The 24,605-nt window shown below is 42.4% G+C and carries 26 protein-coding genes and 1 riboswitch; of the genes, 17 read left to right on the top strand and 9 right to left on the bottom strand.

Annotation, left to right across the window (positions count from 1 at the left end; translation table 11 throughout):
- The first annotated feature begins 61 nt into the window (after positions 1-61).
- The 8 genes from putP to ribB all read left to right on the top strand — a co-directional run bounded on the left by putP (position 62) and on the right by ribB (position 10,677).
- Positions 62-1,552, top strand: a complete 1,491-nt coding sequence (gene putP / locus EYW48_RS04280; RefSeq protein WP_053308965.1) for a sodium/proline symporter PutP — start codon at positions 62-64, stop codon at positions 1,550-1,552.
- 210 nt (positions 1,553-1,762) lie between these two features.
- A complete protein-coding gene (locus tag EYW48_RS04275) occupies positions 1,763-1,990 on the top strand; it encodes a hypothetical protein (RefSeq protein WP_171979868.1) in 228 nt (75 codons plus the stop codon).
- Positions 1,991-2,251: 261 nt separating this feature from the next.
- Complete coding sequence (locus tag EYW48_RS04270) at positions 2,252-4,141, top strand: methyl-accepting chemotaxis protein (RefSeq protein WP_277431908.1); 1,890 nt, start codon at positions 2,252-2,254, stop codon at positions 4,139-4,141.
- 178 nt (positions 4,142-4,319) lie between these two features.
- Positions 4,320-4,799: an Lrp/AsnC family transcriptional regulator gene (locus EYW48_RS04265; RefSeq protein WP_053308967.1), complete on the top strand. Its 480-nt coding sequence runs from the start codon at positions 4,320-4,322 to the stop codon at positions 4,797-4,799.
- Between the two features lie 16 nt (positions 4,800-4,815).
- Positions 4,816-6,267 carry a coniferyl aldehyde dehydrogenase gene (locus EYW48_RS04260; protein WP_277431907.1) on the top strand — a complete coding sequence of 484 codons (1,452 nt, stop codon included), beginning with the start codon at positions 4,816-4,818 and terminating at the stop codon, positions 6,265-6,267.
- A 187-nt stretch (positions 6,268-6,454) separates the two neighbouring features.
- Complete coding sequence (locus EYW48_RS04255) at positions 6,455-6,937, top strand: DUF1456 family protein (RefSeq protein WP_176245748.1); 483 nt, start codon at positions 6,455-6,457, stop codon at positions 6,935-6,937.
- Between the two features lie 543 nt (positions 6,938-7,480).
- A complete protein-coding gene (locus EYW48_RS04250) occupies positions 7,481-9,460 on the top strand; it encodes a methyl-accepting chemotaxis protein (protein WP_176245747.1) in 1,980 nt (659 codons plus the stop codon).
- A 305-nt stretch (positions 9,461-9,765) separates the two neighbouring features.
- Positions 9,766-9,927, top strand: a riboswitch (FMN riboswitch).
- A 93-nt stretch (positions 9,928-10,020) separates the two neighbouring features.
- Entirely contained in the window at positions 10,021-10,677 is a 657-nt protein-coding gene (ribB, locus tag EYW48_RS04245; RefSeq protein ID WP_168524397.1) for a 3,4-dihydroxy-2-butanone-4-phosphate synthase, read from the top strand.
- A gap of 58 nt (positions 10,678-10,735) precedes the next feature.
- On the opposite strand, the gene EYW48_RS04240 is transcribed toward ribB, so the two are convergent.
- Positions 10,736-11,623 carry a LysR family transcriptional regulator gene (locus tag EYW48_RS04240; protein WP_171979872.1) on the bottom strand — a complete coding sequence of 296 codons (888 nt, stop codon included), beginning with the start codon at positions 11,621-11,623 and terminating at the stop codon, positions 10,736-10,738.
- A 125-nt stretch (positions 11,624-11,748) separates the two neighbouring features.
- On the opposite strand from EYW48_RS04240, the gene EYW48_RS04235 reads away from it, so the two are divergent.
- Positions 11,749-12,387, top strand: a complete 639-nt coding sequence (locus EYW48_RS04235; RefSeq protein WP_053308973.1) for an NAD(P)-dependent oxidoreductase — start codon at positions 11,749-11,751, stop codon at positions 12,385-12,387.
- Positions 12,388-12,422: 35 nt separating this feature from the next.
- Here EYW48_RS04235 and EYW48_RS04230 read toward each other — a convergent pair whose 3' ends face one another.
- Positions 12,423-13,358 carry a helix-turn-helix domain-containing protein gene (locus EYW48_RS04230; RefSeq protein WP_053308974.1) on the bottom strand — a complete coding sequence of 312 codons (936 nt, stop codon included), beginning with the start codon at positions 13,356-13,358 and terminating at the stop codon, positions 12,423-12,425.
- Positions 13,359-13,638: 280 nt separating this feature from the next.
- On the opposite strand from EYW48_RS04230, the gene EYW48_RS04225 reads away from it, so the two are divergent.
- The 5 genes from EYW48_RS04225 (at position 13,639) to EYW48_RS04205 (ending at position 17,055) form a co-directional block, all read left to right on the top strand.
- Positions 13,639-14,034, top strand: coding sequence for a rhodanese-like domain-containing protein (locus tag EYW48_RS04225; RefSeq protein WP_053308975.1), 396 nt, complete (start codon positions 13,639-13,641; stop codon positions 14,032-14,034).
- A gap of 165 nt (positions 14,035-14,199) precedes the next feature.
- Positions 14,200-14,400 carry a hypothetical protein gene (locus EYW48_RS04220; protein WP_053308976.1) on the top strand — a complete coding sequence of 67 codons (201 nt, stop codon included), beginning with the start codon at positions 14,200-14,202 and terminating at the stop codon, positions 14,398-14,400.
- 53 nt (positions 14,401-14,453) lie between these two features.
- On the top strand, positions 14,454-15,662 hold the full coding sequence (locus EYW48_RS04215; protein ID WP_053308977.1) for an MFS transporter: 1,209 nt from the start codon (positions 14,454-14,456) through the stop codon (positions 15,660-15,662).
- Positions 15,663-15,816: 154 nt separating this feature from the next.
- Complete coding sequence (locus EYW48_RS04210; RefSeq protein WP_168524882.1) at positions 15,817-16,506, top strand: sulfite exporter TauE/SafE family protein; 690 nt, start codon at positions 15,817-15,819, stop codon at positions 16,504-16,506.
- Between the two features lie 117 nt (positions 16,507-16,623).
- Complete coding sequence (locus EYW48_RS04205) at positions 16,624-17,055, top strand: YccF domain-containing protein (RefSeq protein ID WP_171979875.1); 432 nt, start codon at positions 16,624-16,626, stop codon at positions 17,053-17,055.
- A 55-nt stretch (positions 17,056-17,110) separates the two neighbouring features.
- Here the strand turns inward: EYW48_RS04205 and EYW48_RS04200 are convergent, their stop codons facing one another.
- Positions 17,111-17,980, bottom strand: coding sequence for a hypothetical protein (locus tag EYW48_RS04200; RefSeq protein WP_053308979.1), 870 nt, complete (start codon positions 17,978-17,980; stop codon positions 17,111-17,113).
- Positions 17,981-18,194: 214 nt separating this feature from the next.
- On the opposite strand from EYW48_RS04200, the gene EYW48_RS04195 reads away from it, so the two are divergent.
- Entirely contained in the window at positions 18,195-19,052 is an 858-nt protein-coding gene (locus EYW48_RS04195; RefSeq protein ID WP_277431906.1) for a Vmh family MBL fold metallo-hydrolase, read from the top strand.
- 19 nt (positions 19,053-19,071) lie between these two features.
- On the opposite strand, the gene EYW48_RS04190 is transcribed toward EYW48_RS04195, so the two are convergent.
- The 3 genes from EYW48_RS04190 to EYW48_RS04180 all read right to left on the bottom strand — a co-directional run bounded on the left by EYW48_RS04190 (position 19,072) and on the right by EYW48_RS04180 (position 20,967).
- Positions 19,072-19,479 (bottom strand): hypothetical protein, encoded by a 408-nt coding sequence (locus EYW48_RS04190; protein ID WP_171979892.1) that lies wholly within the window; start codon positions 19,477-19,479, stop codon positions 19,072-19,074.
- Between the two features lie 9 nt (positions 19,480-19,488).
- Positions 19,489-19,968 (bottom strand): methylated-DNA--[protein]-cysteine S-methyltransferase, encoded by a 480-nt coding sequence (locus tag EYW48_RS04185; RefSeq protein WP_176245759.1) that lies wholly within the window; start codon positions 19,966-19,968, stop codon positions 19,489-19,491.
- Between the two features lie 108 nt (positions 19,969-20,076).
- Positions 20,077-20,967, bottom strand: a complete 891-nt coding sequence (locus EYW48_RS04180) for a LysR family transcriptional regulator (protein ID WP_053308982.1) — start codon at positions 20,965-20,967, stop codon at positions 20,077-20,079.
- A 148-nt stretch (positions 20,968-21,115) separates the two neighbouring features.
- On the opposite strand from EYW48_RS04180, the gene EYW48_RS04175 reads away from it, so the two are divergent.
- A complete protein-coding gene (locus EYW48_RS04175; protein ID WP_053308983.1) occupies positions 21,116-21,475 on the top strand; it encodes a DUF413 domain-containing protein in 360 nt (119 codons plus the stop codon).
- Positions 21,476-21,628: 153 nt separating this feature from the next.
- Here EYW48_RS04175 and EYW48_RS04170 read toward each other — a convergent pair whose 3' ends face one another.
- Positions 21,629-21,880, bottom strand: a complete 252-nt coding sequence (locus tag EYW48_RS04170) for a DUF3081 domain-containing protein (protein ID WP_277431905.1) — start codon at positions 21,878-21,880, stop codon at positions 21,629-21,631.
- A 320-nt stretch (positions 21,881-22,200) separates the two neighbouring features.
- On the opposite strand from EYW48_RS04170, the gene nagB reads away from it, so the two are divergent.
- The gene (gene nagB / locus EYW48_RS04165; protein WP_053308985.1) at positions 22,201-23,001 is read left to right on the top strand and encodes a glucosamine-6-phosphate deaminase; all 801 of its coding nucleotides are present in this window, start codon (positions 22,201-22,203) and stop codon (positions 22,999-23,001) included.
- Between the two features lie 89 nt (positions 23,002-23,090).
- On the opposite strand, the gene EYW48_RS04160 is transcribed toward nagB, so the two are convergent.
- Both EYW48_RS04160 and EYW48_RS04155 read right to left on the bottom strand, forming a co-directional pair.
- On the bottom strand, positions 23,091-23,387 hold the full coding sequence (locus tag EYW48_RS04160; protein WP_338114850.1) for a polymer-forming cytoskeletal protein: 297 nt from the start codon (positions 23,385-23,387) through the stop codon (positions 23,091-23,093).
- Between the two features lie 8 nt (positions 23,388-23,395).
- Entirely contained in the window at positions 23,396-24,343 is a 948-nt protein-coding gene (locus EYW48_RS04155; protein ID WP_274672383.1) for a peptidoglycan DD-metalloendopeptidase family protein, read from the bottom strand.
- Positions 24,344-24,605 lie beyond the last annotated feature (262 nt).

Here is a 24,605-nt window from a genome sequence, read left to right as displayed (position 1 = left end):
TGTTTTATTCCCCTCCTTCGGGAGGGGCATGGAAGGCGATCTTTTAAAGAGGACAAACACAATGGAAAATAGCTTTGCTATTACAAGCACCTTTATCCTGTATCTTATTTTGATGCTGGCTATTGGTGTTATCGCTTATCAACGAACGAAAAACTCATCGGATTACTTTCTTGGTGGCCGTTCACTAGGACCTTGGCCAGCAGCATTGTCTGCTGGTGCTTCTGATATGAGTGGTTGGTTGCTGCTGGGTTTACCGGGTTACGCGTATGCTGCTGGTATCGAAGCCTTCTGGTTGGCAGGTGGCTTATTACTCGGTACTTGGGCTAACTGGTTGGTCAATGCTAAACGTCTGCGTACGTACAGTATTACCACCGACTCATTGACCCTTCCTGAATTTTTATCACGTCGTTTCAATGATAAATCAAAACTGATCCAAACCATTTCAGCGTTCTTTATCCTTTTATTCTTCCTTTTTTATACCAGTTCTGGCTTGGTGGCTGGCGGCAAATTATTTGAAACGGTATTTGGTTTAGATTACTCAACAGCGGTAATTATTGGTACGGTTTGTGTGGTGTCGTATACGTTATTTGGTGGTTTCTTAGCGGTATCTTGGACAGATCTAGTGCAAGGTTTGTTAATGGCAGCTGCACTGATGATTGTTCCTATTGCTGCAATGAACGGCGGTTTTGGTCAGTTGAACAGTGATTTATCTGCCATCAACCCTGAATTATTGACCATGTGGAATGATGTAAAAGGTGAACCTCTTTCTGCGGTCGCGATCATTTCGTTGGTGGCATGGGGCCTTGGTTACTTTGGTCAGCCACATATTTTGGCTCGTTTCAAAGCGTCTCGTTCAAATAAAGACTTAACCACAGCGCGCCGCATTGCGGTTATCTGGACAGCATTGTCTATGGCTGGCGCACTGTTAGTTGGTTTGGTTGGTCTCATTTATGTCACCAATACGGCTTCAGTTGAATTGGCCGATGGCGAAAAAATCTTTATGTTGTTGGTCAATGCTATCTTCCATCCGGTGGTAGCTGGTATCTTGTTGGCCGCGATTTTAGCCGCGATCATGAGTACCGCGGACTCACAGCTATTGGTTTCTTCTTCAGCTTTAGCTGAAGATTTCTACAAACAAGTGATCAAGCAAGATGCGACATCAGAAGAGATCGTCCGTGTTGGTCGCTTTGCTGTTATCCTGATTTCTATCGTTGCTCTGGTATTAGCAATGACACCTGACAGCTCCGTACTTGGTTTGGTCTCTTATGCGTGGGCTGGTTTTGGTGCAGCATTTGGCCCTGCGGTAGTGTTGAGTCTGTATTGGTCTCGTATGAATCGTAATGGTGCTTTAGCTGGTATCATTGTCGGTGGCATCACAATTGTGGTTTGGAAGCAACTTTCTGGCGGTTGGTATGATGTGTATGAGATTGTCCCAGGGATTATTCTTTCAACGGCAGCGATTGTTATTGTGAGCTTAATGACCGGTGAGCCAGAAGCGTCAGTTAAAGCGCAACATGCCACATTTAAAAAACAGTTGGTTGAACTTGATTAATTGATCATCTTCTCTTATTGATTTTAAGCCTCACGTTGTGGGGCTTTTTTATTTTTTGCAGGATATTTGTGATTTTTAGCCAAAATATGGCGATATTTATGGCTAATTTTGTGAATTAATGTCACGAAATTAAAACTAAAGTTTGAGGTGAATGAACTAATTGGCGCAAAATACGTCAATTGTCAATAACGGTATAAGCGAGGATGAACCATGCCAAAGGCGTATTGCAACTGCTGTCGTAAACAAACACCGCACAAAGTAGTGATGAAGCGTTGCCAGACTGAGTCGTGTTCGACATGGCAAGGGGTTCAAAAATTTCTCTCGTTAGTATTCCAAGGCGAAGCTTATTATAAAATGGAAAAGCAAGGTTTTTGCCGAGTGTGTAATCATCAATCGACACTCAACCAAACTGACTTTTCCCGTGTTCGTGTGATTTAACACTCATCATTTGTTTACTGGCTGCATCAAGTCTATGGTTGTAGCCAGACATCTTCTGAATTTCATCCTTTAGTATTCAATTATCTTCGGCTGATATTAGTCCTCATTTTCTCTACCCTAAACATGACTTAATGCACGTTTATTACTTTAGTCATGGCACCAAAATCTTGTATTGCTAGTTAAAGCAAAAAAAACATCTGGTATTTGTCATATTCTCTAGTGAGTATCAATTAAATTGATTCATCATTAAGGAGCAGTTCAATGCAAATTAGTTTAAAGAGAAAAATGGTTTTCTCTGTTGTTATTGCCATTGCGCTCACGGCTGTTGCATTGGTGATGGTGGGGTATCAATCCTCCAAAGCAGACAGTTGGCGGGCCATAGAAAGCGAAAGTCGAAACGTATTACAGGCTAATGCTAAAGGAATCGGTGATTGGTTCGAAAGTAAACAGCATTCATTGAATGGTTTAAAAGAAGAAATTGAACTCAACCCCAATTTAGATATTGTTCCTCACTTGCGTCAAACACTGAAATCCGGCGCTTTTGGGCTAAGTTACTACGGTAATGAGCAAGGTGAGATGTATCGTCATGATCCTTCACTTAATAAAGCGGGTTATGATCCACGAGTTCGTGGGTGGTATAAAGAAGCCAAAGCAGCAGGTAAGGCGATCACCACGGCACCTTATGTCAGCGTGACGATGCAAGCGTTGGTGGTAACTTTGGCTGAACCGGTGCGTCAAAATGGTCAAATTATTGGGGTGGCTGCGTCAAACCTAGCGTTAGATAAATTAATGAAGGATGTCTTGGCGATTGAAGTTCCAGGGCAAGGTCAAGCTATTTTAGTTAATCAGAAAGGTTTGATCGTTGCGCATTCAAATCAAGACTTGATCTTAAAACCCACTCAAGAGATTGCCACTGATTTGACGATAAGTAGCCTGTTAGCAACTGCTGACTCAGGCCAACCACTGTTTATGGATATTGATGGTCATGCCAAAGTATTGATGGCGCAAAGCATTGCTCATACTGATTGGCTGCTAGTGATGATCATGGATAAAGCCGTTCTGGAAGCACCACTGAATGAGATGTTACTTAATCAAAGTTTGATCGCGTTGGCGATTTTGATTGTCCTTGCGTTGACCACCGCGTGGTTTGTGGCTCGCCAATTAACGGAACTTGGTAATATTGCTCAAGCACTCTCTGATATTGCTGAAGGTGATGGTGATTTAACTCGCCGCTTGGAAGTGCATAGCCAAGATGAAGTCGGATTAGTTGCGGACAAATTCAATAAATTTGTCGATCGCCTGCATGTGATGGTGAAAAATGTAAAAGAGGTATCCGAGTCTCTTAGCCAAGGAGCGAATCAAGCTGCTAGCGCAGCCACTCAACGTAGTGAGCGAATTCGTACTCAGCAAGATGAGATCACCATGGTGGCAACAGCGGTAACCGAAATGGCTTCGGCCACGGCAGAAATCGCTGGTAATGCTGATAACACGGCAAAAAATGCTAATGAATCGGTTGAGCTTGGTGCGCAAGGTTACCAACAAATGCAGCAAAGCAAACAGTCGATTGATCAATTAGCACAAGAGCTAAACAATGCGGTGGGTATTATTGGCGAGCTTGAAGTGCATGGTAATGAAATTTCAACCATTCTTTCAACTATCCGCTCTATTGCTGAACAAACGAACCTGTTGGCACTGAATGCGGCGATAGAAGCGGCTCGCGCTGGTGAGCAAGGACGTGGTTTTGCTGTGGTCGCAGATGAAGTGCGAGTTTTGTCTCAGCGAACTCATGCATCAACTGAAGAAATTCAGTCTAAAATTGCAGGTTTGCAGAAGGTAACGGCTAATGCAGTTTCTGTGATGACCGAAAGTCATAAATTGGTAGAAACCAGTGTGCAAGATGTTAATCAAACGGGTGAGAGCTTAAATGCGATCAGTGAAGCGATTCAAATGATCAGCGATATGGCGACGCAAATTGCCTCCGCAGCTGAAGAGCAATCATTAGTGACGGCAGATATAAACGGTAATACTGAGTCAGTACGTGAGGTGAGTGATCAATTAGCTCATGATGCACAGGGCGCAGTTGAGCAGGCGCGTGCATTACGCGGCCTTGCGAGTGAGCTTGATAAGGAAATTTCCCGCTTTAAACTTTAGCAAACATCATTGATGTGAAAAAAAGTCGTTTTTATTGATAGCCAGTCAGTTTTTCTGATTGGCTTTCTTTTAGCTTCAATGTGACCGCTATCACAATGCCTTGCTAAGGTATCTAGGCATAGCGACATAAGGCATTATTGTATGTCACATGATGACTTGTTAACTCACATTGAGCACCATGAACTTAGACCGAATTGATCAACAAATTTTACGTATTTTGCATAACAAAGGACGTTTGCCTGTTGTTGAGCTTGCAAAATTAGTCAATTTAACCACTTCTCCTTGTTCTGATCGTGTCAAGCGCCTAGAAAAAGAAGGGTATATCAAAGGTTATCATGCAGAACTTTGTCCAGAAAAATTGGGTTTAGATGTGCAGGTGTTTATTCATATTCGATTAGATCAAACAAGCTTCTCTATTTTTGAACGTTTTGCTGAAGCGGTTGCCGACATTCCTGAAATTGAAGCGTGTTATTCGTTGTCTGGTGATTTTGATACCATGATCAAAGTACGAGTGAAAGACATGAAGGCTTACCAAGGTTTTATGTCTGGTAAACTTGGAACATTGCCAGGGGTTATTCAGACACGTAGTGAGTTTGTGATTGAAGAACATAAAGCCAGTTTTGGTATCAATCCTGAACTTATTTCAAACATGCTGTAATTAAAACGAAGGGTCTATGTTGCAAGCTGAAGGCAGTCAGAGAGAGCAGGTAGAATCACCTGTCACCTCATTAAGTGAAACGGATATTTTAACGCAATTTGTGCAGCTTAAGCAGTGCGCAAATAGTGCACCATATCCGAGTGTTGACCAACGTCGTCTATGGTTAATCACTCTTAAAAAGGCATTGATCAATGAACAGCAAGCGCTGACTCAAGCATTAAGTGACGACTATGGCTATCGAAGCGATTTTGATAGCACTATTTGTGACCTTCTTCCTGCGGTTTCGCATATCAATTACACCTTAAAGCATCTTAAATCGTGGTTAAAACCAAGCCCGCGCCACAATGGATTACTGTTATTTCCGTCAAAAGTAAAGGTTCATTACCAACCACTAGGTGTAGTCGGGGTTATTGTGCCGTGGAATTTTCCTATTGTTCTTAGTGTAGCTCCAATAGTGACGGCTCTGGCGGCTGGCAATCGAGTGATGGTAAAATTGAGCGAATACACACCACAGACTAATCAGGTTTTGGCGCGTATTTTTTCGGTTGTGGAAGAAGCGATTACCACTGTGCAAGGCGATGCTAACGTAGCCGCAAAATTTAGTGCCCTAGCGTTTGATCATTTGCTTTTTACCGGCTCAACACCAGTTGGAAAATTAGTGGCACAAGCGGCTGCGAAAAACTTAACCCCGGTAACATTGGAATTAGGCGGTAAATCTCCAGTCATTATTGCCGATGATGCCGATTTAAAACGTAGCGTCGATAACATCATGTTGGGTAAAGCGGTGAACGCTGGGCAAATTTGTGTCGCGCCAGATTATGTCTTAGTCCCACAAGCTAAAGTTTCAACTTTCACTGAGCTTTATCTCAAACGTTTTAAAAAGAATTTTACGCTCAAGAGTGGAGTCTTTGATACTTCTCATATTATTAACCAGACTCAATTTGAGCGATTACAATCTTATCTCGAGGACGCTGAGCGAAAAGGGGCGAACATTCACCCTTTACAAAACACTAGTGATTCAAGTATTGGACGGCAGTTTTTACCTCATCTGATTACACAAGTCGATGAATCTATGTTGGTGACGCAGCAGGAGATTTTCGGCCCTATTTTACCGGTTATTGGTTATCAAACGCTGGATGATGCGATTGCTTACGTGAATGCTCGTCCACGTCCTCTGGCGTTATATTTAATGACCAATGACAACTTAGCAGTGCAACTGATCACGACCAATACCCACAGTGGTGGCGTAGCGGTGAATGATACGTTACTGCATGTTGCAGCAGATGACGCTCCGTTCGGTGGTATCGGCGAGTCGGGGATAGGGCACTACCATGGCATTGAAGGCTTCAAGGTCTTTTCACATGCCAAAACCGTGCTCACTTCTCCACAATGGCTACCACGCAGCCATTGGTTATTGCGCTATCGCAGGGTCTTTTTACCGATGTTGAGACGTTGGTTTATACGCTAGCCAACTGACTATGCATTTTTGATGTCGGGCTTGCTTCAATTGGTGTGCTTGACATTTTCCAGCTAGCATTTCCTTTCTCGGTATGAAATCAATAGTTAGCTTATGGCTATTCTGCTACAGTGGCGGGCTATTGCTTCACAGTCTGTCATGTTGACGGCACTGGTTAAATCTAACCCTAGGATCTATTTTGACCAATAACGATATTTTACGCCGCATTCGCTACACCTTCGATTTTAAAGACTCAACTATGGTTGAAATTTTTGCTGCTGCTGATAGCCAAGTAACTCAAGCGCAAATTTCTGCTTGGTTAAGCAAAGAAACAGACGCTGCGTTTAGTGATACTGAGCTGGCGATATTTCTTAATGGGTTAATCAACACCAACCGCGGTAAGCGTGAAGGTGAGCAACCACAGCCAGAGGCTCGCTTAACCAACAACATGATTTTTATGAAATTGCGTATCGCTTTAGATATGAAAGCCGAAGATATTTTAGATACTTTAGCTGTTGTCGATTTCAGTTTAAGTAAGCATGAACTCAATGCGTTTTTCCGTAAACCAGACAATAAACATTATCGTGAGTGTAAAGACCAGATTTTGCGTAATTTTTTAATGGGTGTGCAACGTCAGTTACGCCCTGAAGACAAACGAGAATATCAAGAATCGGTAAACTAATTAACACACTCAGCCACATATATTGTGGCTTTTTTATGCCCATTCCTACTTGAAGCTACAGCGGTGTTGGCAGCATTCGCTCACCTTAATCACATAGTTTATCTATGCTCATGGGGATGAACTCACTTGCCGCCTACCTGCAACTTCAAGTTGTTTGGGTATAGCTAATTTTACACTGTAAATAGCAACTCATCTCGTTAATGTGGCCTCGTCATATTATTTGTATCGTCTCAAAAAATAAAGTAAAAATCCCGATGTGCAAAAATGCTCTACAATTATCTGAGAGGGAGATGCTCGTTTATTGAATGAATGTATGTATATGGAAGAATGTTGGCTGGTTTTAAATGTGACTAATATCAACTAATGATCCAAAAAAAAACATCCCCCTCCTTTCTACCAGGCATAAACAAAGTTATACCCATTATGGGTAATTGAAGTTGATTTTGTTGTTCAATATTTTTGAGTGCCTACTTATAACTATAAAAAATTAAGGCCTTAAGGTTAAGGGTTCAACGTTCAACGTGATGTAGCTAGGAAACAACAATGAATATATCTAATTTTTCTGTTAAGCAAAAAATTATCATATTGCTTGCACTCCCTATTTTAGGTTTTTTGTGGCTAAGTGGATCTTCAATCGCTCAGAGCGTGTCGACAACCAAGGAGATGTCTTCGCTAAATCAATTAACGCACTTATCTGTTGTGTACAGTGAGCTTGTCCATGAGCTGCAAAAGGAACGAGGAATGACGGCTGGCTACCTAGGCTCAAAAGGTAGTCAGTTTGGGAATGAACTCAAATCCCAGCGTCGTGCTTCCGATGAAAAAAACAAACTTCGTAATGATTACTGGCAGACAGAGCGAATAGATTTTCAAATGATCAATCAACTGAATCAGTCAATCAATCAGAGCTTAAATAAAATTGATTCGATTAGACTTCAGGTTGATTCACAATCAATCGCACTTTCCGATGCACTGGCTTATTACACGCAATTAAATGCTCAGTTACTGAGTGTTTCTGGCTTAATTGTTGAATTGAGTACAGATGCAAAAATCACCCAACAGGTCGTTGCTTACTACAATTTTTTGCAGGGTAAAGAGCGTGCGGGTATTGAACGCGCTGTTTTAAATAATACTTTTTCAAAGGATGAGTTCGCACCGGGAATGCTTATTAAGTTTATCTCATTAGTGACTGAGCAAAATACGTACTTTAGAAACTTCAACGTATTGGCTAATGATGACAATAAGCAATTTTATGAACAGCAATTAAAAGATAATTTTATTGTTGAAGTAGAAAAACTGCGCCAATTAGCTTTGTCGAAATCAAGCTACTTTAATGTAGATCCGGTGCATTGGTTTACTCAATCAACGGGTCGTATATCACTGTTGAAAAAAACAGAAAGCCATATTGCTCAGTCTTTGATTGAGCTGACCGAACAAAAATCGCAAGACGCTCAAACCTCCATGCTAATGAATATTTTTATTTTTTCATTGATTACCGTTGTCGCTGCTTTTATCTCGTTCTACACCTTTAAAGATTTAGCGGCGAGAGTGAAGGATCTGACTTCGGTAATGGCGCATGCCACAAGTGATAATGATTTAACACTACGTGCTAAGTATGTTGATCAAAGTGAATTAGGTATTGTTTCTTCATCGCTAAATTCAACTTTAGAAAAATTCGCTAAGGTCATAGATAATTTATCTCATTCAAGTATGACATTGGCTTCGGCTGCTGAAGAAACGTCTCAAACTTGTCAGCATAACTCACGATCAATGGTTGAGCAGCAAGAGCAAATTGGCTTGATCGCAACAGCAACCGAAGAGCTTTCGGCTACGGTGAACGAAGTGGCTAATAAAGCCCAGCACACTGCGGAATTGTCTAGACTAGCGGATGAACAAGCGCAAGGCGGCCTAGTTACCGTTCAAAACTCTTATCACTCCATTGAAAGCCTAGCAACCGAAATTGATGGGTTAGCATCAAAAATCGCTCATTTACATGAGAGCAGCAATAACATCAATAATGTTATCGATGTCATTAAGTCTGTCGCTGAACAAACCAATTTACTTGCTCTAAACGCGGCTATCGAAGCTGCCCGTGCTGGTGAGCAAGGCCGAGGTTTTGCGGTGGTCGCGGATGAAGTCAGAACTCTTGCACAGCGTACTCAAAAATCCACTTCAGAAATTGAAGGTTTTATTGCGTCGCTTCAATCTGATGTAGAAGCGGCATTCAGTGTTATTGATAATAGTCAGAAGAAAGCTACATTATCAGTGGAAAGCTCTAAAAATGTAGAAGAAACTCTGGAGGTAATTTCGAAATCAGTGAGTGAAATATTTAGCATGGCAGCTCAAATTGCCACGGCCACCGAAGAACAAGCGGTAGTAACGCAAGATATTGCGCAAAATGTGATTTCAGTCGAGGAGAAATCAACAGAAGCGACAACCGGAGCAACACAAATAGCTGCTACAGCCAAGGAGCAAGCAGAGTTAGCCAGCTCATTGAAAAATCTTGCGAGTACGTTTAAGAGTTAGTTTTAAAAATACTAGGTATATTCTTCCTACTTGAAGCTACAGCGGTGTGGGCGACGTTCACTCACCCCAATCACATGGTTTATTTATGCTCATGGTGATGAACTCATTGGTCGCCTACCTGCAACTTCAAGTGGTTTTGGTATAGTTCTTTGATAAACGGTTTTCAGTCAAGTTGACGGTTATGACTCTGATGCCAAATTTCACATACTGCAACTTGGATAAGTTTTAACGTTGCAGTACTCGTCACTTTTCATCTGGGTTCAAAACCACTAACATGCTTGAGCTTTCTAAGCACACATATTTTTTTAAATTCTCAGGGCGGGGTGTAATTCCCCACCGGCGGTATATTGACTTACACACTTTCATGGTTGGAGTTGATGAGCCCGCGAGCGCTCGATTTTTCGAGGTCAGCAGATCTGGTGAGAGGCCAGAGCCGACGGTTATAGTCCGGATGAGAGAGAATGAAAAAACATCAGTTATTCGATTAACTGGTGCAATTCGTTTTGGATTTGATCCCTCATATTACGCCCTGATTCTGGTGATTTTTTAGGAGTAGAACCATGAATCAGTTATCACTTCTTGCCGAATTCGGTGACCCAATTACTCGCGTTGAAAATGCATTATCAGCCCTTAAGCAAGGTCGGGGGGTTTTACTGCTTGATGATGAAGATCGTGAAAACGAAGGCGACATTATCTATGCAGTAGAGTCACTGACAACCGAGCAAATGGCATTGATGATCCGTGAATGCAGTGGCATTGTTTGCTTATGTTTGACCGATGCACAAGCGAACAAACTAGAATTACCGCCGATGGTTGTAAACAATAATAGCGCAAACCAAACCGCGTTTACCGTCTCTATTGAAGCGAAAGAAGGCGTCACTACTGGTGTATCCGCGCAAGACCGTGTGACCACGATTAAAACGGCAGCGCGGTTGGATGCCAAACCTGATGACCTTGCCCGTCCGGGACATGTATTCCCATTGCGTGCACGTGCAGGTGGGGTATTAGCTCGTCGTGGTCATACCGAAGGTACGGTTGATCTAATGCAAATGGCAGGTTTAATGCCTGCGGGAGTTTTGTGTGAATTGACGAACCCGGATGGCTCTATGGCAAAAACCCCAGAAATTATTGAATTTGGGCGCGTGCATAATATGCCGGTTCTAACCATCGAAGACATGGTGTTGTATCGTAATCAGTATGATTTGAAATTGGCTTAATCATTGAATCAAGGGCGCATTATGCGCCCTAACTAATCATTTTTTGTATACAAGCCTGCTAGGCTGTCATGTCCTCTTTCCAACTTTCCGCGATAAAATCTATGAACTGTCTTACCACTGGAGTTTGATAGCTACGAGATAAGTACACTGCCCACAGTGCATTGCTAGGAGAATGGTACTCTGGCAACACAACCTCAAGCAGCCCTTTCGCAATCAGCGGGTTGGCTAGGTCACAGGGTAAACGCACAATGCCATGATGATTGATAGCAGTTCGGCTTAATATACCCATATCATTGGCCCGAAGGTTGCCGCTGACTTGCACCGAATAATGCTGATTGTCTCGCACGAAATTCCATTTATCACTACTTAAGTGCACAAAGCAGTTGTGCTGAGATAAATCACTCGGCTGAGTAATGACTTCATGCTGTTCAAGATAATTTTTCGAAGCACAGACAATGGTATCGACGCGTATCAAGCGGCGTGCTATTAAGGTGTCATCCGGTTGCTGGGTAAAGCGCAAGGCTATATCGACTCGTTCATCAACCAATTGTGATAACCGATCAGAGGCGACTATATCAATCATGACCAGCGGGTGAAGGCTAATGAAGGCTTGTACAACATCTAAAAGCATATTTTGCGCAAGGCCAATTGGAGCGGCTATGCGAATGGTTCCAGAAAGTTGTTGAGATTGTTCTAATGCCCGCAATTCCAACTCTGCGGTTTGGTGAAGTATTTGCTCACAGCGCGCCAGAGCATCTTCACCTGCGGTCGTGAGGCTAACTTTTCGAGTCGTTCTATGCAACAAACGTTGCTTCAACCAATCCTCCACTTCTTGCACGTGTCGCGATACTTGCAAGCGGCTTAGGTTTAAATTATCGGCAGCTTTAGTAAAGCTGGCGGTATTAGCCACTTCAATGAAGCTGCGCATGGCGGTGAGTCTATCCATCGAGAATCTCTATTGGTTACTTATATTGATACAATCTACATCATTTTCATCTGTTTTTCCTGTTTAGGTTAGCTATTAGACTGCAATAGTTGTCGAAAAACAGTAAATGAATGAGGAAACAAGTTATGAAAATTGCAGTATTAGGCGCGTCAGGTTGGATTGGTAGTCATATCGTTAATGAAGCTAAAGCTCGTGGGCATGAAGTTGTCGCATTGGTTCGTGACCCAAGCAAAGTGACGGCTGAGGGGGTGGAAACACATACTTTTGATTTACAGCAACCTTTGATTCAAGTGGCGTCAGCTTTATCTGATGTCGAGGCTGTAATCGCATCGATCGGTGGTCGCGCATCTGGAAACCACGACATTGTTGCAGCAACTGCGAAAAAGCTTCTGTCTGAGTTGCCTCTTGTTGGGGTAGGTCGTTTACTGTGGGTTGGTGGTGCTGGTTCACTAGAGGTAGCGCCAGGTGTCAAATTAGTCACTGTCGAAGGTTTCCCTGAGGCTTACAAAGGGGAAGCATTAGCTCAGGGTGAAGCGTTAGAAGTATTGCGTACAAGCGATAGTGCGGTTAACTGGACTTTTATTAGCCCAGCAGCAGAAATTTTCCCTGGAGATAAGCAAGGTGCTTATCGAATTGGTAGTGATGCTTTGTTGTCTGATGAGCAAGGCAATAGCAGAATTTCCGTAAGCGATTACGCCGTAGCAATGATTGATGAGCTTGAAAGTGCGGCTCACCCTAGCCAGCGTATAGGTGTCGCTTACTAGGGCGTATTGCTTCTGCTTTTTTCACCTAAATAACATTAACCGGAAAATTGTTGTCGATATTGTTTAGGTGATACGCCGATTAAGCGTCGAAAATGATGACGCAAAGTTGTGGCGTTATCAAAACCAGCAAGTTGGGCGAGTGTTTCCATATTCACCGATTCAGTTTCGAGTAAACCTTTTGCTCGTTCGATTCGTTGCTGGATAAGCCATGCTTTAGGTGAAAGGTTAAAACTAGCGCGAAATTTTCGGTCAAATGTACGGCGCGACATATTTGCTTTGGCCGCCATGGTTTCAATATTGATAGCTTGGTCGATGTTTTTTTGTGCCCAATGTAGCGCCTGTGAGAATTGATTGGGTACGGCCAGCATTGGCGAATCAACAAACTGAGATTGTCCGCCACTTCGGTGGGCGGACACAACCAGTCGCTTAGCTACTTGGTTTGCTACTTGGTAGCCAAAATCGCGACGAATTACTGCCAGTCCTAAATCTAACCCTGCGGCGCTGCCTGCCGAGCAACCGATATGCCCATCAAATACATACAGCACATCTGCTGCATAATTAACCTTAGGGAAACGTGCTTGGAAGTCTTGTGCGAATGCCCAATGGGTTGTGGCTTGTTTTCCATCGAGTATGCCCAATTCAGCCAGTAGGAAAGCACCTGAACAGAACGTGATCACCCGTTTGCCTGAATGAACGAATTGCAAAACTTGTTGCGCAATCATTACAGGGATGCTCATCGGTTTTACTGGCCAGCTTGGCACGACAAGCACGTCGTAATCTTGAATTGAAGTCACATACTGTGTTTGGATTAACACGCCTCCCGTACTTTCAAACGTTTGGTTTTCTAGGTTAATAACATCTGTTTGATACCAATTTTTAAACTCTGGCCGGGGCAACGCAAACAGCTCAACAGCACAGGCTAACTCAAACAGTGATGCGTGTGCATGAGACAAAATCGCAACTTTTAACATATCTTATCCGGTCTCTTTTTCGTAATTGACTGCGGTCACGGTTATTAGCTTTAAAGCGTGTGGCATTCAAATTTTTCATACAGAACAGTAATGCACAAAATCGCTGCCAAAGCATTGTGCCGGATTCCAGAGAGTAGAAAACCGGTTAGCATGATGTTGGCTTAATCTTAACGATAGATGTCTTTTTAGCCAATGTTAGACGATGCATTTGTTGGTAATAATGAGATACAGACTTACTTTCAGCATGAAATCGCTGAGGATATTTGAATAAGGATTATTTATGACTAGTGCTGTATCTCGTATTCCCGCTGCTTCTTGTCAAAAGGCGCTTGAGCATTTTGAAGCGCTTTTGCAATTTGAAACCGACTGTTGGGACGTCCATCATGCTTTAAGTAATAGTTTGCAAGACTTTGTATTACTTGATGTAAGAGGTGAGGCTCTCTACCAGCAAGGCCACATTGCTGGTGCGCTTAATATTCCTTATGGCCGATTAAATGAAAAGACGTTGGCTAGTTTGCCAATTGATCGCTTAATTGTCGTTTATTGCGCTGGCCCTCATTGTAATGCCACCGAAAAGGCCGCGATTCGTTTGGCAAAATTAGGTCGTCCGGTGAAAAAAATGATTGGTGGTGTCACTGGTTGGGTGGATGAGGGTTTTAGTTTGAGGAGAGAATGAGCTTGGGGTGTATTGGCTCGGAATACTATGCAAAAAACGCATAGTATTATTCACTAATCGTCATTAGCTTGATGGTGAACTTGTCTCTAACATGCGTGCTCATTTTTTCGTTAAACCTATGAGTTAGGTTATCGATTTGGACTATTTAAAACGAGGTTCGGGCGTATGTCATCGCAATCTATTTGGGCTCAATTGATGAGGATGACTCTGTTGTTGGTGTTGTCATTGGTCGTGGTTCACCATTCACCAAGGTTATTACAACTGCTAGCTGAGCAAGCTATGAATAGTGGTTGTCACCAACAAAGTGAGCATTCACATCATAACGTTGCTCACCATAGCCATAGTGCACACTCTACACACCACTAACGAATCCTTTATATAGGTCGTGTTTTGCTCAACACTACTTACGAGAACAACTTATGAGTATTTTTAGATTTCCCCTTTTAGTCTGGTTAGGGATCGGCATCCTAATCATCTGTCTTGGTATTAGGCAATCTTTCGGCATTTTTATGCTTCCTATCTCGGAACATTTTTCGATGGGACGAGAGTTCTTCAGTTTTGCTATCGCCTTACAAAACTTACTGTTTGGTGTGTTCCAGCCTTTTGTTGGAATGGCTGCTGACCGTTGGGGGGCAAAGCGCATTATTATCCTTGGGGCTATTAGTTATGCGCTAGGTTTATATTTGACCTCGATTGCGACAACACCTAGTTTACTGTACCTGACGTTAGGGGGCTTGGTCGGTTTAGGGCTCAGTGCGACTAGCTATGTCATTGTGCTTGGTGCAGTAGCTAAAGTGGTTCCTGCAGAACATGCGGCAAAAGCATTTGGACTCACCACCGCCGCGGGCTCATTTGGCATGTTTGTGATGATCCCCGGAGCGCAAACTTTATTGGCTGATGTTGGATGGCAAGGCACTTTGCAAATATTTGCGATGTTATGTAGTGCTATGATTGCCTTTGCGCTATTTATGAACAAAGTAGATCCAGCAGTCAATTTAGCGCAGGGTATGGTTAACCAGCAAACCTTGAAACAAGCTTTACGAGAGGCTTTTTCACATCGCAGTTATTGGTTAATTCACGCAGGATTCTTTGTGTGTGGCTTCCACGTGATGTTTATTGCTACTCATTTACCAAGTTATTTGGCAGACAAACAGTTGCCTGCCTCAAGTGCGGCGATGGCCTTAGCCTATGTGGGTATCTTCAATATCTTTGGTTCTTATTTTTGGGGTGTCATGGGCGATCGTTTTAATAAACGTTATGTGATGACTGCGCTTTATTTGATGCGAACTGTGGTGATTGGCGGGTTTGTGACATTACCCGTGACTGAGCAAACCGCAGCCATATTCGGCGCAGCGATTGGTTTTTGTTGGCTAGGGACTGTACCATTAACCTCAGGCTTGGTACGTCAAATTTTCGGTGCTCGTTACCTTTCTACCCTTTATGGTTTAGTATTCTTCACCCACCAAGTGGGTAGTTTTCTAGGAGCATGGGTTGGTGGTCGTATTTATGATTACTATGGTTCTTATGAGCCTATTTGGTGGTCGACGGTGGTGCTAGCATTGCTTGCCGCTTTGATACATCTGCCAATTAACGACAAACCCATGCCTCGCTTGGCCGTTGCGAGCTAAGTGTCATGACAAGTTGAGTCCAAGCAGACCTGAAATCAATTTTATGATGTTGGTTTGATTCTGAGTTCTTCTATATTATGAGCTCAGAATTTTTTTGTTTTTAGAGTGGAAGGTTTTTGTGTCTGAGTGGATTACTACGCCTGCGTTGATTGCCATGTTCCTTATTTTCCTTGGATCTTTCGTGCAAACGGCGATTGGCTTTGGATTAGCGATTGTCGCTGCGCCTTTGCTATTTCTCGTTTCACCGGATTATGTGCCGGCCCCCATCTGTTTAGTGGCGTTATTTATCTCAATACTCAATGCGATGAAGCATCGCAGTAATATTGAAATTGGTGGATTGAAAATGGCGCTTATTGGTCGTGTTCCAGGCTCTATCGCTGGTGGTTTTTTGTTAGTGATGGTGTCAACCGATGCATTAGCACTGTGGTTAGGTCTATTAGTGCTGTTTGCGGTGGTGGTGAGTTTACTGCCATTTCGTATTGAACCGACCCCTACGCGCATGGGTGTTGCGGGTTTTTTCTCAGGCTTTTTTGGCACCAGTTCTGCGATCGGTGGGCCACCAATGGCATTGCTGCTACAGCACCAAGAGGCTAATCAATTACGTGGCAACCTTTCAGCTTTCTTTGTTTTCAGCTCGATCATCTCTTTGATGATTCAGCTACCCGCTGGGTTTTTAACTGTACATCATTTGTGGATTACCATTCCGTTAATTCCAGCAGCGTGGGTTGGGTATAAATTGGCCTTGATGACCACGCAGGCGTTACCCAAAGAAAAAATTCGCGTTGGGGCGCTGTTGTTATGCTCTATCAGTGGCGCAACGGCGGTGTGGCAAGGGCTGTTTTAAGTTTGTTAATCTTCAGTTAAGTATGGTTTGGGATACTTAACGGTATCTAATTTAGCACTAGGTTGCTTGTAATTTAAGCGATCGATAACGAAAGTATGTTTTGGAAAAGGTGAAGTTATGAGAACGTTGGGTAACATTATTTGGTTTTTGTTTGGTGGGATTTTTATGGGCTTGGCGTGGTGGTTCTTCGGTTTGCTCGCCTTCATCAGTATTATCGGTATTCCTTGGGGACGAGCCTGCTTTGTGATCGGTAATTTTTCATTTTTCCCATTCGGCCAAGAAGCGATCTCGCGCGATGAATTGACCAATGAAACCGATATTGGCACCAGTCCACTTGGTTTTATTGGCAATGTCATTTGGTTTATTTTTGCAGGTTTTTGGTTGGCGGTTGGTCATATCCTTTCTGCTTGCGCATGCTTTATTACCATTATCGGTATTCCATTTGCGTTGCAGCATTTGAAATTAGCCGTGATCTCTTTAGCGCCGATTGGCAAAACCATTGTACCGAAAGAAGAAGCCGCGCGTGCGCGTTATTCTCCTCATCGCTAGTTGATCATCTTTTTTAATACTCCGAGGGCGTCTTCGGAGTATTAATTTCCTTAGTTCAATAGGCTTTTATACCGAATGCCCGCAGCTTGCTTGGCAGTATCTCATCCAGTTTGGTTACGTCTTCATAATTGAGTTCAATGAGATTAAAAGCGTGTTCGTGATAAATCATGCGTACTTTTTCTTGATCTTTTTCTGCCGTCGGTCCTGAATCTGAGCCCCAATATTGGAGATAGACTTTACCTGCGGGTAAGTAAAAATCGCTGGTAATATCTTGGTCGATAGGAAGTTGACGCTCATAGGCATGCACCACACCTGCCATATAAAGCCAGTTATCAATCAATAATTCACCTTTTGATCGAACGTAATGGCCATCCAACGTGCGATGTTTTGCTTCAAATTTTTGACGAAAACTGGAGTAGGATTTATCGGTGGAGTGTGTTTCAGCATCTTGCCCGCAAAATTCAATAACGGACTGCTTTAAACGTTTATTACGAGTTATTGAATCATGCCAAACGACGAATTGGCTTTCTGATTCTTTCCCTTCACGCTGCTGCCCTCCTGCTCGTAAGCCCGATTTTGTGACTTTCCAGCCGGTGTCACTTTTCGCTATCCAGCCTAGTTCACTCAACAGTTGGTTAATTTTCTTCGGGTTGAGTTTAAAGCGTTCACCTAATTGCGTGGCGCTAAGGGTGATACCACGGTTAGCGTCTAAATCGATTAATAAGTTTTCAGGCCAAACGATGAATTGTCCAAACTTTTGATGATCGACGTATTCGCCGCCAAATTTTGCGCCGAGTTCGGTGAGCACCCATTTTTCATCGTGGCGGTTAATATATCCTGCTTTTTTGAGGTCACTAAAAAGTTGTTTAGCTTCTAGCTGGCGAATTTTCGCAAGCGCTGAGGTGGATATTTTCTCTGGTTTCATTCAAACCTCAAAAATAGTGGAAAATATTTGCTATTCAATCACATGCTTTTCATAAAACTCAATGCTGCCTGCACTAAAGTGATGGATGCAGCGAGTTTTTCCTTTGTTTTGTATCTAAATTTGAACTAGTTATATTCTATTTTAGATCTATTTGTTCTCATTGAAAAACAATAAGCTTGTTATCACTTCGAATCATGACTAACAGGTATTAATAATGACATTCAAACAACGTGCTTTAACCGGCTTACTTTTAGCAGGTGTTTCTTTTTCTAGCCTAGCTGCGCTGACTTTCCAAACTTATAACCCAGGAGAAAAGGGGATTTTCCCCGTCAGTTCCACTCTAATTAGTGGAGAAAAACAAGCCATATTGATTGATGCTCAATTTGGTACTAAAGATGGTCAAGCATTGGTTGATATGATCAAGCAATCAGGTAAAGAGTTGACGGCTATTTATATCAGTGGTGGCGATCCAGACTTTTATTTTGGCCTTGAGCCTTTAGTGTCAGCATTTCCGGATGTCAATGTGCTAGCAAGCAAAGCAGTTGTACAGCACATTGAGGAGACGAAAGATAGAAAACTTCAGTACTGGGGGCCGATTTTAGCCGATAGTGCGCCAAGCAAAGTTTTTGTACCTAAGGTATTTAATCGCAGTGAATTTTCTTTAGAAGGTGAAAAAATCTATGTAAAAGAACTGAACACCCATCAATCTTATCTATGGGTTCCATCGCAAAAGGTTGTTCTTGGTGGCGTTGCAGTAACGGCTGGCATGCATGTATGGACAGCGGATAGTCAAACTCCTGAAGCGAGATCTGAATGGGTTCAAGCATTGGATAAAATGGCAGATCTTAAGCCAGTTAGAGTGATCCCTGGGCATTATTTGGGTGATATGCCACAAGGTATTGAAGCGGTATCGTTTACTAAAGATTACCTTGGTCAATTTGAAAAAACGCTCAGTAAGGCGAAAGATTCAAAACAAGTGGTGGCAGAAATGGTTAAAGCTTACCCAAAATTGCCAGGTCAACAAGACTTAGAACTGAGTGCTCAAGTAAACACTGGTGAGCGTCAGTGGTAACCGGTTTTAAAAGCGCGAGTTATTGACTCGCGCTTTCTATCGTTGGCGTTTTTGCTTCAACATAGCCGATCTTAGTCCAGACATTACTTAATTTATACATAGCGCAAACGCTACAAGTTAGGACTTCACCTTGGCCATGTATCACCATCACAATGTCTTCACGTTGTTCTTTCGAATTATTGCGCACTTGAATAGAAATTTGAGTCCCGTCAACGGTGTAGGGACGAGACCAAGTTTGTTTTTCTGAACGTGCGCTAACGATACCATCTTCAAATATCAATAAATCGGAATTGTATTGGTTATCATAAGTACCGTGAAACTCGTAGGTTTCACTATTGGCCCAACGCTCAATATCTTCCTGAGAGCAGCCTTGTAGAGCAGATATGAGTGCCAAAGTGCCTATCCATTTCACTAAGGTATAACTCATCATAAAACGTTACCTCGATAATCTATTCTCAAGCTCTAGTAAACTTGCTTTGCGTTCAAGCCCACCAGCATAACCGGTTAGTTTGCCATTTTTCCCTATCACTCTATGGCATGGCACAATAATAGAAATAGGATTTTTCCCATTCGCCAGCCCAACGGCTCTCACTGCTTTAGGGTTACCAATGGTATTCGCTAATTGCTGGTAATTCCATGTTTCCCCATAAGGGATCTCGCATAATGCTTGCCAAACAGATTGCTGAAATACGGTGCCTTGTGCGGCAAGAGGAATGTCAAATACAGTTCGCCGCCCGGTAAAATACTCATCTAACTGCTTGATTGTGCTAGTAAGTATAGGACAGTTTTCTGATTTTTCTCCTAATTCATCAGGTCTCGTTGTTTCGGTTTCAAACCAAGCGCCGAGCAACCCCTGCTGGTTGGCTTGTAACGTCATCAGCCCTAACGGACTTTGATAATAAACAAAGTGATTCATATTGTTGATTCCAGCAGTCGAAAGTGACATAGCTCCCCTGCAAGCCGACTTATTTTCTCGTAAATCAAGTTGGCGCATTGGTATATTGATTACGGCTTCATTATAAACTCAGTCGATAACCGCATCACCTGCTTGTTGTAAAGAGTAAGCGGTTAGTGGATCAATATTAGCCACTAACTTTTCAACTTGTGTAATTGCTTCAATCGATGAGCTGTTTTTACGATAGCTTAGATAGATAGGGCGTTGCCAATCTTCCACATCTTCAATGCGATACAGTTGGCCTGAATTGATAAATGGTTCAACTAAAGATTTAGGGAGATAAGCACTGCCGCCTTTTTCGAGAATGAAATCAAGTGCAATACGAGCGGTAGACGTTCGTAAAAATGGAATTGGGGCCTTTGGGTGTCGCTCAGAGTGCTCTGATGCGAAACGACTTCCCCAATCTACATAGACATATTTGTTGTCAAAGGCGGTAGCTAACGTATCAGGTCGAGTGGATACCAATACTAGTACTATATCTGCTACTTTTTTGCAGTTGAGTTCTTCGGCTTTGATTTGGTCGAAAGCAAAAGCCATATCCAATGTGCGTTCAAGTAAACTGCGATTAAGGTGTTCTCTACCCATTACTTCAGCCATAAAGCCATAGCCGGTAAAAGAGTCGGTGACAACGCTTAAGCAGTTTTGCAAATAGGCATCCCATACATTTGGTGTCCCGCCTAGCGTGAGTTGTAAGGCCTTCCCATTTTCAAGAGAGAGTTCGAATTTCGCTTGTTGTAGGGTAGCGACCATCACTTCTGCATAGTTGATGAGCCGTTCCCCAGCAGAGGTGAGCTTGATATTATTGCGATCTCGCGTAAACAGTTGAGCATCGAAATAATTTTCGAGTTGTTTGATGCGTGCACTGACCGCTGCTTGAGTCAAATAAAGGTTTTCAGCTGCTCGCCCAAAGTGACGAACTTTAGCGAGTTCTAGAAAAGTGCGAAAAACTTTTACATCCATATTTAATCCTCTGAAATTACCCCGCCAGATTAACAAGGAAGAGCAATTATGACGATAAAAAATTTTTGTTTTTCTTTTGGGAGAATTACGCCTAATTTTCGCCTGATCCATCGCTACATGGTGGCAGCATTATTCACATGAGGTTGATATGTCTGAGACTGAATTCCGTCACGGAAAAAAACGATTTTTTGACAATGTAAAGTTTCCGCGAGGCTTTGCAAAATCTGGTGATTTTACTCTTGCTGAAGAGGAGCTTCTGATCACTTATGGGGACACCATGCTTGGCTTAGAATCTGGTGATATTCTTCCAGAAAGTGCAGAAGAAGCGCATTTTATTAAAGCGATTGAAAATCCAGTAAAGGCTAAATCTAAGCTAGAGCGAGTTTGGTTGAAATACACACAACTCGCTCGTGGTCGTAAGCGATTCCATACTTTGAATGGTCGCAACAAACCGGAAGCGGGTGACGACTATAACGAAGAAGAAGTTAGCTTAAGCGAAGAAGATTAATCTTCATCTCTAACGCAGAATCCTCATGGCTTAGGATTTGCTCATCGTTAAGCGGTTTCAACGTGCCAATGAAACTGATTAAGAGTTTAGCCAGTGTCTTCCTGTCAAAGCCCTAGCATTGGTTTGTTGCTGGGGCCTTGTTCCCAGTTCGTGCTATTTCGCTAACTGCGATACTTTCTTTAAGAAACTATCTCTTAAATGTTCTTTGTCGTAATCTAAATGGTAAGTGTTGTGAAAACCAACCTTGAGTTCTACACCATTACCGCGCATATAGATGTTGTAACCATCGTAGTCTGAAAAGGCTTCAATACCCTCGTAAATCTTGCCAAACTCAGTGGGTGTGCCGTTCTCCATTATCATCTCATAGGCATGTAGAACTTTTGTGCTATCCAATTCATTTTTCATGAGGTTAACTCCTTTCTTGCCTGTGTGACAAGTATGGTCAAGGAACGCCGCTCCTGCCATCAATCATCGCGTTTTAGATCAAGTTTCCACTTAATTTTACCTATGAATTTTTTCTGTATATTCACTAAAATGATGAGAGTATGAGAGAGGTTACTGTTTTAATACAGATGATGGGTGAGTGTTAATTGAACAATCTTGGGCAATTTATTCAATAAACTTCTAAAATTTGACCTAAAACAATGGCAGTCGCTAAAAACTTATTTTATAATGCGAATTAATGTTTCAGTACATCATAATATTCCAATTATTAGAGGCCAAACATGAGACTTATCCCGTTAAAACAGGCAGCGCAAGTAGGTAAATGGGCTGCTGCACACATCGTAAAACGTATTAATGCATTTAACCCAAGCGCGGATCGTCCTTTCGTTTTGGGCTTACCTACTGGTGGAACACCGCTTGCTACGTATAAAGCGCTGATCGAAATGTACAACGCCGGTGAAGTGAGCTTTAAGCATGTGGTGACATTTAACATGGACGAGTATATCGGTATTCCTGCTGATCATCCGGAATCTTACCGTTCATTTATGTACAACAATTTCTTTAAGCACGTTGATATTCAAGAAGAAAATATTAATTTGCTTAACGGTAACGCTGATGACGTTGATGCAGAATGCAAACGTTATGAAGACAAAATCAAGTCTTATGGCCGCATCAATTTATTCATGGGCGGTGTGGGTAACGATGGCCATATTGCTTTCAATGAACCTGCGTCTTCTCTTTCTTCACGCACTCGTATTAAAACGTTGACCGAAGATACACGCATTGCTAACTCACGTTTCTTTGATGGTGATATCAACCAAGTACCTAAGTATGCATTGACGATTGGCGTGGGCACTTTGCTTGATTCAGAAGAAGTGATGATTTTGGTGACTGGCCACAATAAAGCACTTGCGTTGCAAGCTGCAGTTGAAGGTAGTGTGAATCATCTATGGACTGTGTCTGCACTGCAGCTCCATCCAAAATCTGTGATCGTATGTGATGAACCATCAACTCAAGAGTTGAAAGTAAAGACCGTGAAATACTTTACTGAATTAGAAGCGAAGAATATTGTAGGTTTTTAAGTTACCTGCTGTTTTCTAAAAAGCCCTGCTAGAAATAGCAGGGCTTTTTTAATGGAGTAGCTGTTGTTATAGATGTAAGCTTTGAAGAATTATGCTTCCGCAGCTAGTTTGACATCTTTTAGTTCAACGACTTGCTTTTCTGGTGCTGGGTAAGTGACACCGTTAAAACGACCACCGTGTTCAATACTAAGGTCGTCACTATAAATAGAGCCAGTAACGCTACCTTTACTTAAAATTTCAATTTTAGTGGCGTGACATGTACCTTCAAATTCACCATTGATAATCAGATGCTCGGCAAACAGTTCCCCGCTAACGATACCCGTTTCACTGATCACTATGGTTTTATCGACATGTATTTGACCTTCAACTGAACCATCAATTTGTATATCGCTTTCTAGCTTGAGCTGTCCGTTAATGGCGCAGCCTTTTGCGATGAGAGTTGTAGCTGAGCGCTGACTCTTAGCTCGACTTTGTTTACTAAAGATTCCCATCGGATACCTCTTACCTTACTAAATATCGTTTCAAAATCATTTACGCCCCAATCAACAAATGGTCTTGGATCTAAAGAGCGCCCGACAAATCGAATTTCATAGTGCAAATGTGGGCCTGAAGACAACCCAGTGTTGCCGGAATAGGCAATTAAGTCACCTTTTTGCACAAAATCACCCCCTTTCACTGCAAATTTCTGCAAATGTGAATAAGAGCTGGTAAAACCATAGGAGTGCTGAAGACGTAAAAAATTTCCAGAACCCTTGTTACTTGCCCGAGTGACCTCAACAACGCCATCTGCTGGGGCATAAATAGGTGTACCAGTATTCACTGCAAAATCTTGTCCGCGATGAACTTTGACTGCGCCTGTAACGGGGTGGACACGTTTACCATATCCTGACGAAATTCGCGCGTTATGCACAGGTGCACCACTTGGTATTTGGGTTAGCATCACCATTCTTACTGAAGAAGTGATTGCAGCAGTGTCTAAACGTGACTCTAGTTCCGCACCGCTTTCATCCACACCGAGCACTTTTTCAAGATCACCCAGCCTATCCGATACCAACTGCATTTTTTCTTCACGTTCTAGCAGATCATTTTCTAAGTTGTCTTTTAGTTCTTTTAATGAAGTGACTTCTTCGCTTAAAGACATGGATTGACTTTCTAACTCCTGTTGTTTGAGTTTGGCAAAGTCAACTTCATTTACTAGATAATAAATAACGCCGCCAGTCGCCAAGACACCAGCCAGTAGCAAGTATCCAAATCCTTTTAGAAAGTGGCGAAACCATTTACCGATATGAAAGTGCTTTGTTCCATGAATAGAGGAAACAGAAACTATAACTCTTTCTTTCATTGATTCGTTTATAGCGTTAATAGTGAAAAGTGACCGGATTCTATCAGGGAATCAGTAATGTCAAAACATTTAGCGTTGTAGGTTAATGCCTAATTCACAACCTTATTGTTATCTTTGTGAATTGGAACGTATGCACGATGCAATCGTGATTAGAAAAACATCAATTTAAACAAAGCACTAGCTTAATACTGCACTCGATGATAAGTGGTTAATGAAATAGATGCCCCCCGAAATGCTGCTAAATGCAGAAGCCAAATCTAGG

Origin of the sequence: Vibrio sp. 1180_3, assembly GCF_029478545.1 — a bacterium.
Classification (GTDB): domain Bacteria; phylum Pseudomonadota; class Gammaproteobacteria; order Enterobacterales; family Vibrionaceae; genus Vibrio; species Vibrio aestuarianus.
Note: the sequence above shows the minus strand (reverse complement) of the source record. Positions and strands in the feature narration are given on the sequence as shown.

Excerpts from the sequence above, each read along its gene's own strand:
- EYW48_RS04195 (WP_277431906.1), top strand. The coding sequence starts at position 18,195 with ATGACATTCAAACAACGTGCTTTAACCGGCTTACTTTTAGCAGGTGTT.
- putP (WP_053308965.1), top strand. The coding sequence starts at position 62 with ATGGAAAATAGCTTTGCTATTACAAGCACCTTTATCCTGTATCTTATT.
- EYW48_RS04210 (WP_168524882.1), top strand. The coding sequence starts at position 15,817 with ATGTTCCTTATTTTCCTTGGATCTTTCGTGCAAACGGCGATTGGCTTT.
- EYW48_RS04235 (WP_053308973.1), top strand. The coding sequence starts at position 11,749 with ATGAAAATTGCAGTATTAGGCGCGTCAGGTTGGATTGGTAGTCATATC.
- EYW48_RS04275 (WP_171979868.1), top strand. The coding sequence starts at position 1,763 with ATGCCAAAGGCGTATTGCAACTGCTGTCGTAAACAAACACCGCACAAA.
- ribB (WP_168524397.1), top strand. The coding sequence starts at position 10,021 with ATGAATCAGTTATCACTTCTTGCCGAATTCGGTGACCCAATTACTCGC.
- EYW48_RS04260 (WP_277431907.1), top strand. The coding sequence starts at position 4,816 with ATGTTGCAAGCTGAAGGCAGTCAGAGAGAGCAGGTAGAATCACCTGTC.
- EYW48_RS04180 (WP_053308982.1), bottom strand. The coding sequence starts at position 20,967 with ATGGATGTAAAAGTTTTTCGCACTTTTCTAGAACTCGCTAAAGTTCGT.
- EYW48_RS04185 (WP_176245759.1), bottom strand. The coding sequence starts at position 19,968 with ATGAATCACTTTGTTTATTATCAAAGTCCGTTAGGGCTGATGACGTTA.
- EYW48_RS04240 (WP_171979872.1), bottom strand. The coding sequence starts at position 11,623 with ATGGATAGACTCACCGCCATGCGCAGCTTCATTGAAGTGGCTAATACC.
- EYW48_RS04205 (WP_171979875.1), top strand. The coding sequence starts at position 16,624 with ATGAGAACGTTGGGTAACATTATTTGGTTTTTGTTTGGTGGGATTTTT.
- EYW48_RS04200 (WP_053308979.1), bottom strand. The coding sequence starts at position 17,980 with ATGAAACCAGAGAAAATATCCACCTCAGCGCTTGCGAAAATTCGCCAG.
- EYW48_RS04230 (WP_053308974.1), bottom strand. The coding sequence starts at position 13,358 with ATGTTAAAAGTTGCGATTTTGTCTCATGCACACGCATCACTGTTTGAG.
- EYW48_RS04170 (WP_277431905.1), bottom strand. The coding sequence starts at position 21,880 with ATGAAAAATGAATTGGATAGCACAAAAGTTCTACATGCCTATGAGATG.
- EYW48_RS04215 (WP_053308977.1), top strand. The coding sequence starts at position 14,454 with ATGAGTATTTTTAGATTTCCCCTTTTAGTCTGGTTAGGGATCGGCATC.
- EYW48_RS04265 (WP_053308967.1), top strand. The coding sequence starts at position 4,320 with ATGAACTTAGACCGAATTGATCAACAAATTTTACGTATTTTGCATAAC.
- EYW48_RS04225 (WP_053308975.1), top strand. The coding sequence starts at position 13,639 with ATGACTAGTGCTGTATCTCGTATTCCCGCTGCTTCTTGTCAAAAGGCG.
- nagB (WP_053308985.1), top strand. The coding sequence starts at position 22,201 with ATGAGACTTATCCCGTTAAAACAGGCAGCGCAAGTAGGTAAATGGGCT.
- EYW48_RS04190 (WP_171979892.1), bottom strand. The coding sequence starts at position 19,479 with ATGAGTTATACCTTAGTGAAATGGATAGGCACTTTGGCACTCATATCT.
- EYW48_RS04220 (WP_053308976.1), top strand. The coding sequence starts at position 14,200 with ATGTCATCGCAATCTATTTGGGCTCAATTGATGAGGATGACTCTGTTG.
- EYW48_RS04270 (WP_277431908.1), top strand. The coding sequence starts at position 2,252 with ATGCAAATTAGTTTAAAGAGAAAAATGGTTTTCTCTGTTGTTATTGCC.
- EYW48_RS04155 (WP_274672383.1), bottom strand. The coding sequence starts at position 24,343 with ATGAAAGAAAGAGTTATAGTTTCTGTTTCCTCTATTCATGGAACAAAG.
- EYW48_RS04175 (WP_053308983.1), top strand. The coding sequence starts at position 21,116 with ATGTCTGAGACTGAATTCCGTCACGGAAAAAAACGATTTTTTGACAAT.
- EYW48_RS04250 (WP_176245747.1), top strand. The coding sequence starts at position 7,481 with ATGAATATATCTAATTTTTCTGTTAAGCAAAAAATTATCATATTGCTT.